6 protein-coding genes are annotated in these 9,302 nt (G+C 73.6%); 5 read left to right on the forward strand and 1 reads right to left on the reverse strand.

The genetic code is table 11. The features are described 5' to 3' along the window. Positions 1-64: 64 nt before the first annotated feature. Positions 65-1,003, reverse strand: a complete 939-nt coding sequence (locus ACZ6EJ_RS18835; RefSeq protein ID WP_469268408.1) for a CAP domain-containing protein — start codon at positions 1,001-1,003, stop codon at positions 65-67. A 208-nt stretch (positions 1,004-1,211) separates the two neighbouring features. Between ACZ6EJ_RS18835 and ACZ6EJ_RS18840 the strand changes: the two genes are divergently transcribed. From ACZ6EJ_RS18840 to ftsY, 5 genes are all read left to right on the forward strand, one after another. Further along, a complete protein-coding gene (locus ACZ6EJ_RS18840) occupies positions 1,212-1,493 on the forward strand; it encodes an acylphosphatase (RefSeq protein WP_469268409.1) in 282 nt (93 codons plus the stop codon). A gap of 447 nt (positions 1,494-1,940) precedes the next feature. After that, positions 1,941-2,153: a hypothetical protein gene (locus ACZ6EJ_RS18845; RefSeq protein WP_469268410.1), complete on the forward strand. Its 213-nt coding sequence runs from the start codon at positions 1,941-1,943 to the stop codon at positions 2,151-2,153. Positions 2,154-2,461: 308 nt separating this feature from the next. Beyond that, positions 2,462-6,160, forward strand: a complete 3,699-nt coding sequence (locus ACZ6EJ_RS18850) for a chromosome segregation SMC family protein (RefSeq protein WP_469268412.1) — start codon at positions 2,462-2,464, stop codon at positions 6,158-6,160. 207 nt (positions 6,161-6,367) lie between these two features. Next, the gene (locus ACZ6EJ_RS18855; protein ID WP_469268413.1) at positions 6,368-7,786 is read left to right on the forward strand and encodes a sugar porter family MFS transporter; all 1,419 of its coding nucleotides are present in this window, start codon (positions 6,368-6,370) and stop codon (positions 7,784-7,786) included. Between the two features lie 217 nt (positions 7,787-8,003). Continuing rightward, complete coding sequence (gene ftsY, locus ACZ6EJ_RS18860; RefSeq protein WP_469268415.1) at positions 8,004-9,203, forward strand: signal recognition particle-docking protein FtsY; 1,200 nt, start codon at positions 8,004-8,006, stop codon at positions 9,201-9,203. Positions 9,204-9,302 lie beyond the last annotated feature (99 nt).

Raw genomic sequence — 9,302 nt, forward strand, 5'->3', positions numbered from 1 at the left:
CGTCCGCACGCCCGCGACCGCGGGCGTGCGGCCCGGCGGGGGCCGACGCCGCTCGGGCGTGCGGTCAGAAGCCGAAGCTCTGCGTCCACCACGGGCCGCCGGAACCCTCGTGCACGCCGATGCCGATGGTCGTGTAAGCGCAGTTGAGGATGTTCGCGCGGTGGCCCTCGCTGTCCATCCAGGCCGCCATCACGCTCCGCGCGTCCGCCTGGCCGCGGGCGATGTTCTCCGCGCCGAGCCCCTGGACCCCGGCCCGCGCGGCGCGGTCCCAGGGGGTGCGGCCGTCCGGGTCGGTGTGGTCGAAGAAGCCGCGCGCCGCCATGTCCTCGCTGAAGCCCTGGGCGAGCGACGTCAACGGGGAGGCGGCGGTCAGCGGCGAGCAGCCGGCCGTCGCCCGCTCCTGGTTCACCAGGCCCAGCACCTCGGCGCGGGCGGAGGCGTCGGAGGGGGAGGGGGCCGCTTCGGTGCGGGGCGCCGGGGCGGCGGAGGTCTTCGGCGGCGCGGGTGTCCTGCTCGCCGGGGCGGTGCTCGTGCGCGGGGCCGGGCCGGAGGTCCGCGACGTCCCGGACGGGGCCGCGGTCGGCTTCTTCGCCGGGGAGGCGGGGGAGGCGGACGGGGCGGCCGGCTCCGCCGACCGCGAAGGCGTCGCGGCGGGCGACGCCGGGGGCCGGGACGCGCTCCTCGTGGGAGCCTCGCCCTTCGCCTTCGGGCGCCCGCTCTCCCGGTCGGCGGGCGCGGTGGAGCTGCCGCCCTGCGTCAGCAGTTCCGGGGCGCCGCCGGTGCGCACCTGCTCCACCGGGGCGTCCCCGCCGGAGGTGTACGTCGGACCGCCGGGCAGCAGGCCCGTGGCGACGGCGACCGCGCCGACGGCCACGGCCGCCGAGACGCCGAGGAGTCCGGCGCGCACGGGCACGGAGGGCTTCTTCCCTCGGCGCGCTCCGCCGCGCGGGACGGCGGACCCGTCAGCGGCGGGACCTGCGGCGGATCGTCGGTGGCGTCCCATGCGCTGTGCCTCTCCTGGTGCTCCGGACGCCGCCGGGGCGTCCGTCTCCTGCTCTGTCGCCCGCCGATCGGACCGCGCATGGTCGACCAAGGGTCGATATCCCTGACGCCCTCACCCGATCGAGTGAGGCTATTGCGACCGGACTGTAGCTCATGGGGCAAAAGGGGGTGATGTCCCGCGAGGGAGGCGAGCCCGTTAGCGTTCGGGCATGAACGAAGATGCGCGCCTCGTCGTCTGGGTACGCGGCCGAGTGCAGCAAGTGGGCTTCCGCTGGTTCACCAGGGCAAACGCCCTGGAAATCGGCGGGCTCACCGGCTTCGCCCTCAATCTCGACGACGGCCGGGTGCAGATCGTGGCCGAGGGGCCGCGTGAGAATTGCCACCGCCTGCTGGAGTGGCTGCGCTCCGACGACACACCCGGCCGCGTGAGCGGGGTCACTGAGATCTGGGACACGCCGCGCGGGGGTTACGAGGGATTCGCCATCCGCTGATCCTCGTCCCCCGAAAGCCCCGGAATGACGCGTTCACCTCAGCGGAGCGAATGCCTCCGACGGGCCGCGGTGGTATCGCGTCGGCGCGCCGGACCCGAAATGACCTGCGATGAAGTGGGCGGCGTTCTTGATCGCCGAATAACCGATCTTGTTCATGGGCGCGGCGTCGACGAAGATCCTCCACGCCCCTCGCGCGCCCTCGCGGGAGTGGTGCCGCCGGATCGTTCCGCCGTACGCCCGAGGGACACCCGCGCCCACGGAGTGTGATCGTGTTGACCGTCAAACTTTTTGGTGAGACGCTGAAATCCCCGCGCACCTGAGCTGTTCGGTAGAGCTGTTGGGCAGCAGAACCGCAGTGATGACAAGCCCTGCCGAGCATCGCGGGTGCGCTCCCCCTGACGACCCACACCGCATCGGTCGGTCACTCATTGTGGAGGACCATCCATCATGGCAAAGGCGCTTCTCGGTTACGTCGGCGGTTCCGACCCGCGACTCCTCGCCGAGATGCGACGGCTCCAGCAGCGCGTCCAGGACCTGGAATCCGAACTCAGCCGCATCCAGGGCGAGAACGACGCGCTCAACGCCGCCGCTCAGCACCAGGAGTCGCTGCTCGACAGCATCGACATCGACGTACCCCAGGGCGAGCCTGCGCTGACCTGACCATCGCGGCCCCATGGGGCCGGTCGGGTCGACCACGCTCAACAGCCTCGGAACACCTCTGATTCGTCCTGCGTCGCGGATCGACGTCTTCGCAGCACCGGGACCCCGGATTCACCCTGGGGCCGCCGTAGCCCGACGACGCGTGTCCGTCAGCGCACGGCGCAGGACCAGCAAGATCCCAGGGACGCTTCGGCGTCCCTTTTCTTCTTCCTGCGGTGCCCCGCCCGGCAGACCCGCCTCGGCTCACCGTCTGATCTGCCCTGCGCCCTCACCGGCGAAACCGGGAGCGAAAGGTAGAGTCCGGCGGCGTGCACCTCAAGGCCCTGACCCTGCGTGGTTTCAAATCGTTCGCGTCCGCCACCACCCTGCGTTTCGAACCGGGTATCACCTGTGTCGTCGGCCCCAACGGCTCGGGCAAATCCAATGTGGTGGACGCGCTCTCCTGGGTCATGGGGGAACAGGGGGCCAAATCCCTGCGCGGCGGCAAGATGGAAGACGTGATCTTCGCCGGGACGACCAGGCGGCCTCCGCTCGGGCGCGCGGAAGTCTCGCTGACCATCGACAATTCCGACGGCGCGCTGCCCATCGAGTACGCCGAGGTGACGATCACCCGGACCATGTTCCGCAACGGCGGCAGCGAATACCAGATCAACGGGGACGCCTGCCGACTTCTGGACGTCCAGGAACTCCTCTCCGACTCCGGCATCGGCCGCGAGATGCACGTCATCGTCGGCCAGGGCCGACTGGACTCCGTCCTGCACGCCGACCCGACGGGCCGCCGGGCCTTCATCGAGGAGGCGGCCGGCGTGCTCAAGCACCGCAAGCGCAAGGAGAAGGCGCTGCGGAAACTGGACGCGATGGGCGCCAACCTGGCGCGCGTCCAGGACCTCACCGCCGAACTGCGCCGCCAGCTCAAGCCCCTCGGCCGGCAGGCCGCCGTCGCCCGCCGAGCCGCCGTCATCCAGGCCGACCTGCGCGACGCCCGGCTGCGCCTCCTCGCGGACGACCTGGTGATCCTCCGCGACGCGCTGCGCGACGAGATCGCCGACGAGGCCGAGCTGAAGAAGCGCAAGGACGCCGCCGAGGCCGAGCTGAAGGCGGCGCTCGCCCGCGAGGCGGAACTGGAGGGCGAGGTGCGCCGCCTCGCGCCCCGGCTCCAGCGCGCCCAGCAGACCTGGTACGAGCTGTCGCAACTGGCCGAGCGGGTACGCGGCACGATCTCCCTGGCCGACGCCCGCGTCCGCAGCGCCTCCGAAGCCCCCGCCGAGGAGCGCCGGGGCCGCGACCCCGAGGACCTGGAGCGCGAGGCCGCTCGGGTCCGCGAGCAGGAGGCGGAGCTGACGGCCGCGCTGGAGGCGGCCGAACACGCGCTGGAGGACACCGTCGCCCACCGTGCCGACCTGGAACGCGCGCTGGCCGCGGAGGAGCGCCGGCTCAGGGACGCCGCTCGGGCCGTCGCCGACCGCCGCGAAGGGCTCGCCCGGCTCCAGGGGCAGGTCGACGCGGCGCGCGGCCGGGCCGGCTCGGCCAGGGCGGAGATCGACCGGCTGGCCGCCTCGCGCGACGAGGCGCGGGAGCGCGCGGACGCCGCCCAGGAGGAGTACGAGCAGCTCAAGGCCGAGGCCGACGGCCTGGACGAGGACGACGAGGAGCTGGCCGCCCGGCACGAGGCCGCCAAGCGCGCCCTGGCGGAGGCCGAGGCCGCCCACAGCGCCGCCCGCGACGAGGCCACGGGCGCCGAGCGCAGGCGGGCGGCGGTCGCCGCGCGGCACGAGGCGCTGGCCCTGGGGCTGCGCCGCAAGGACGGCACGGGGGCTCTGCTCGGGGCCGGCGACCGGCTGACCGGCCTCCTCGGCCCGGCCGCCGCCCTGCTCACCGTCGAGCCCGGCTACGAGGTCCCGGTCGCCGCCGCCCTCGGCGTCGCGGCGGACGCGGTGGCCGTCGCGGACCCGGCCGCGGCCGCCGCCGCGATCCGGCTGCTGCGCGAGGAGGACGCCGGGCGCGCGGCGCTGCTGCTGGGCGCGGACGGCGCCGCCCGGCCCCGCGCCGTACCGGAGCAGCCCGGCGAGCCCGTACGGGACGGTGGACGCGCGGGGAGCCCCGGTACGTCCGCCCCGCCGCCCGCCCGGAGCGGCGCGGCGGCCGGCGCGGACGCGGCCCGCCCGCAGGACCGCGGTGAGCACGCCCCGGTGGCCCTCGCCGCGCCCGCGCCCGCCGTGGCGGAGCTGGTGCGCGGGCCCGCCGCGCTGGTGGAGGCCGTACGCCGCGTCACGGCGGACATGGTCGTCGTCGGGACGCTGGAGGACGCCGAGGCCCTGGTGGCCGCCGACCCGGCACTGACCGCCGTGACCGGCGAGGGGGACGTGCTCGCCGCCCACTTCGCGTACGGCGGGTCGGCGGGCGCGCCCAGCCTCCTGGAGGTGCAGGCGTCCGTCGACGAGGCCGCCGCGGAGCTGGCCGACCTCGCCGTGCGGTGCGAGGAGCTGGCGGAGGCCCAGCGCCTGGCGGGGGAGCGGCGCCGGCGGGAGGCCGCGCTGGTGGAGGAGCTGGGGGAGCGCCGCCGGGCGGGCGAGCGGGAGAGGTCGGGGTTCGCCCAGCGGCTCGGGCGGCTCGCCGGGCAGGCTCGGGGCGCCGCGGGCGAGGCCGAGCGGATGGCGGAGGCCGCCGCCCGCGCCCAGGAGGCCCTGGAGCGGGCCGTCGAGGAGGCCGAGGAGCTGGCCGAGCGGCTGCTGGCGGCCGAGGAGGCCCCGGTCGACGAGGAGCCCGACACCTCCGTACGGGACCGGCTCGCCGCCGACGGGGCCACCGCGCGCCAGACCGAGATGGAGGCCCGGCTCCAGGCGCGCACCCACGAGGAGCGGGTCAAGGCGCTGGCGGGGCGCGCCGACGGGCTGGACCGGGCCGCCCGGACCGAGCGGGAGGCGCGCACCCGCGCCGAGCGGCGCCGGGCCCGGCTGCGGTACGAGGCCGAGGTGGCGTCGGCCGTCGCCGCCGGGGCGCGTCAGTTGCTGGCGCACGTCGAGGCGTCCCTCGTACGGGCCGATCGGGAGCGGACATCGGCCGAGGCGGCGAAGGGCGAGCGGGAGCGCGAGCTGGCCGCCGAGCGCGACCGGGGCCGCGGGCTCAAGGACGAGTTGGACAAGCTCACCGACTCCGTCCACCGGGGTGAGGTGCTGGGGGCGGAGAAGCGGCTGCGCATCGAGCAGTTGGAGGCGAGGGCCCTGGAGGAGCTGGGCGTGGAGCCGGCCGGGCTGACCGCCGAGTACGGCCCCGACCAACTCGTGCCGCCGTCGCCGGCGGCGGACGGCGAGGAGCTGCCCGAGGACCCGGACCACCCGCGCAACCGGCCGCGGCCGTACGCGCGGGCCGAGCAGGAGAAGCGGCTGCGGTCGGCCGAACGGGCGTACCAGCAGCTCGGGAAGGTGAACCCGCTCGCGCTGGAGGAGTACGCGGCGCTGGAGGAACGGCACAAGTTCCTGTCCGAGCAGCTCGAAGACCTGAAGAAGACGCGGGCCGACCTGCTCCAGGTGGTCAAGGAGGTCGACCAGCGGGTCGAGCAGGTGTTCACCGAGGCGTACCGGGACACGGCCCGCGAGTTCGAGGGGGTCTTCGCCCGGCTCTTCCCCGGCGGCGAGGGGCGGTTGGTCCTGACCGACCCCCACGACATGCTGGCCACCGGCGTGGACGTCGAGGCGCGCCCGCCGGGCAAGAAGGTGAAGCGGCTCTCCCTGCTGTCCGGCGGCGAGCGCTCGTTGACGGCGGTGGCGCTGCTGGTCTCGATCTTCAAGGCCCGGCCCAGCCCGTTCTACGTGATGGACGAGGTCGAGGCGGCGCTCGACGACACCAACCTGCAGCGGCTCATCCGGATCATGGCGGAGCTCCGGGAGACCTCGCAGTTGCTGGTGATCACCCACCAGAAGCGGACGATGGAGGTCGCGGACGCGCTCTACGGTGTGTCGATGCAGGGCGACGGCGTGTCGAAGGTCATCAGCCAGCGCCTCCGCTGAGCCGCGTTCCGCCCCTCGAAAGTGCCCGGTGCCTTTCCGCCGGTCCTGGGTACACGAGGCATCAGCTCCGGCAGATCGACTTCGATACTTGAACACATAACCTCTGCACCGTTGTTTTCTCCTTCAAGTGGTGGCGGGCCGGATGTTGTGCCCCACTGGGAAGGCTCACCCCCACGTCTGAGTTGCGGCCAGGCATCAGGAGTTCACGTGACCAGCAATGAGAACGGACCGGCGTCCAGAGCCCGAGAGGCCCATCCGGACCACCTCGGCCATGTCATCTTCATCACCGCGGCCGCGGCGATGGGCGGCTTCCTCTTCGGATACGACAGCTCCGTCATCAACGGGGCGGTCGAGGCGATCCGCAGCCGCTACGACATCGGCTCCGGGACCCTGGCCCAGGTGATCGCCATCGCCCTGATCGGCTGTGCGATCGGGGCCGCGACCGCCGGACGGATCGCCGACCGGATCGGCCGCATCCGCTGTATGCAGATCTCCTCCGTGCTCTTCGCGGCCAGCGCGGTGGGATCCGCCCTGCCGTTCGCGCTCTGGGACCTGGCGGTGTGGCGCGTCATCGGCGGCTTCGCCATCGGCATGGCGTCCGTGATCGGCCCGGCCTACATCGCCGAGGTCTCGCCGCCCGCCTACCGCGGCCGGCTCGGCTCCTTCCAGCAGGCCGCGATCGTCATCGGCATCGCCGTCTCCCAGCTCGTCAACTACGGCATCCTCCAGGTCGCCGACGGCGACCAGCGCGGCGAGATCCTCGGCCTGGAGGCGTGGCAGTGGATGCTCGGCGTGATGGTCCTGCCGGCCCTCCTGTACGGACTGCTCTCCTTCGCCATCCCGGAGTCCCCGCGCTTCCTCATCTCGGTGGGCAGGAAGGACCGCGCCCGCAAGATCCTGGCGGAGGTCGAGGGCGAGCACATCGACCTCGACGCCCGCGTGACCGAGATCGAGACCGCCATGCGCCGCGAGCACAAGTCCTCCTTCCGGGACCTGCTCGGCAGCCGCTTCGGCTTCCTGCCGATCGTCTGGATCGGCATCGGTCTCTCGCTCTTCCAGCAGCTCGTCGGCATCAACGTGGCCTTCTACTACTCCGCGACGCTCTGGCAGTCCGTCGGCATCGACCCGACCGACTCGTTCTTCTACTCGTTCACCACCTCGATCATCAACATCATCGGCACGGCGATCGCGATGGTGCTGGTGGACCGGGTGGGCCGGCGGCCGCTCGCCCTCATCGGCTCCACCGGCATGGCCGTCGCGCTGGCCTTCGAGGCGTGGGCCTTCTCCGCCGACCTGGTCGACGGCAAGCTCCCCACCACCCAGGGCGCCGTCGCGCTGATCGCCGCCCACACGTTCGTGCTCTTCTTCGCCCTGTCGTGGGGCGTCGTCGTCTGGGTCTTCCTGGGCGAGATGTTCCCCAACCGCCTCCGGGCCGCCGCCCTCGGAGTCGCCGCCTCCGCCCAGTGGATCGCCAACTGGGCCATCACCGCGAGCTTCCCCAGCCTGGCCGAGTGGAACCTGTCGGGCACCTACATGATCTACACCGGCTTCGCCCTGCTCTCGATCCCCTTCGTGCTCGTGTTCGTGAAGGAGACCAAGGGCAAGACGCTGGAGGAGATGGGCTGAGAGGACGCCCGGCCGCCGCCCCGCCCCGCCCCTCCCGGCCCCCGCCCCGGCTCCCCGCTGAGCCGGGGCGGGGCCGCGTCCGGCGGCCGGCGGGGTGACCGGAGAAGGCGGGCACCCGTTCGCATGACGCCCAAAAGGGGCATAGGGCGCCTCGGATCGCCGGAGGGCCCGACGGGGCAGCGCCCGCCGGACGGGCGTGGCCGATACTGGACCCGTTATGGAAATCGTCATCCTTGCTGTAGTCATCGCCCTGGTCGCGGTCGGCCTGATCAGCGGGCTCGTGGTGAGCAGCCGCAAGAAGAAGCTGCCGCCCCCGCCGCCGAGCACGCCGACCATCACCCCTCCCGCCGAGCCCAGCGTCGGCGAGGAGGCCGAGACGCCGCGCGACGAAGCGCGGCGCACCATCGACGACGTCGGTCTCCCGGACGCCACCGCGCCCGCGGAGGAGGCCCCGGTCGCCGAGGCTCCCGCGCCCCCCGCGCTGGAGATCCCCGAGCCCACCGAGGGCCGGCTCGTCCGGTTGCGGGCCCGGCTCGCCCGCTCGCAGAACTCACTGGGCAAGGGCCTCCTGACCCTCCTGTCGCGGGACAACCTCGACGAGGACACGTGGGAGGAGATCGAGGACACCCTGCTCACCGCCGACGTCGGCGTCGCCCCCACCCAGGAGCTGGTCGAACGGCTCCGGGAGCGGGTCCGGGTGCTCGGCACCCGCACCCCCGAGGAGCTGCGCGCCCTGCTCCGCGAAGAACTGATCGCGCTGCTCGGCCCCGACCTCGACCGCGAGGTCAGGACCGAGGGCGGCGCCGAGACTCCGGGCGTCGTCATGGTCGTCGGCGTCAACGGCACCGGCAAGACCACCACCACCGGCAAGCTGGCCCGCGTGCTCGTCGCCGACGGCCGCAGCGTGGTGCTCGGCGCGGCCGACACCTTCCGCGCCGCAGCCGCCGACCAGCTCCAGACCTGGGGCGAGCGCGTCGGGGCGCGCACGGTCCGCGGACCCGAGGGCGGCGACCCGGCGTCGATCGCCTTCGACGCCGTGAAGGAGGGCATCGCCGAAGGCGCCGACGTCGTCCTCATCGACACCGCCGGCCGGCTGCACACCAAGACCGGTCTCATGGACGAGCTGGGCAAGGTCAAGCGCGTCGTCGAGAAGCACGGCCCGCTGGACGAGGTGCTGCTCGTCCTCGACGCCACCACCGGGCAGAACGGCCTCGTCCAGGCGCGGGTGTTCGCGGAGGTCGTGGACATCACCGGCATCGTCCTGACCAAGCTCGACGGCACCGCCAAGGGCGGCATCGTCATCGCGGTCCAGCGCGAGCTGGGCGTACCGGTGAAGCTGATCGGCCTGGGCGAGGGGCCGGACGACCTGGCCCCGTTCGAGCCGGCGGCCTTCGTGGACGCCCTGATCGGCGACTGAGGCACGCGCACCCCGTACGGGGGGGGGGGGGGGGGGGGGGGGGGGCAGGGGAGGGGGGGGGGGGGTGGGGGGGGGGGGGGGGGGGGGGGGGCAGGGGGT

The organism is Streptomyces sp. NPDC041970, assembly GCF_055588985.1.